Below are 348 nucleotides of genomic sequence, written 5' to 3'. Positions count from 1 at the left end.
ATATCCTATATTTAATATTATGCCGATTTTTTCTCGATGTAATTCCGCTTTGTCCCCTGCTATTAGTCCTGCAGCAATAAGGTCTCCTTGTGTAATCTCCACTTTTTCTAATTCACTATACGAGGCCTTCACATGATGTAATGCATGTAATATATCATCTCTAGAGGCATGTTCTACCCCCACTTTCTTTTTTCGAAGATCCACCGCTTGTGATTTTGAAAGAAATGCATGTTTACAACCAGGTACTGCCTTCTCTATAGTTTTACGTATTTTTTCCCAAGGATAGTCAGGATCTGTAAATATGATTACTCCACGTCTCTCCTGAGCCAGTTTAATTTTATTTAATGT

1 protein-coding gene is annotated in these 348 nt (G+C 36.8%); it reads right to left on the bottom strand.

Features of this window, described 5'->3' with window-relative positions:
• Positions 1-348: toprim domain-containing protein (locus AOA59_RS31810; protein WP_143522886.1), on the bottom strand; the 348-nt coding region annotated here is incomplete at both ends.

The sequence above is a fragment of the Pseudomonas sp. 2822-15 genome (assembly GCF_002742515.1).
In the GTDB taxonomy this organism is placed as follows: domain Bacteria; phylum Pseudomonadota; class Gammaproteobacteria; order Pseudomonadales; family Pseudomonadaceae; genus Aquipseudomonas; species Aquipseudomonas salomonii.
Note: the sequence above shows the minus strand (reverse complement) of the source record. Positions and strands in the feature narration are given on the sequence as shown.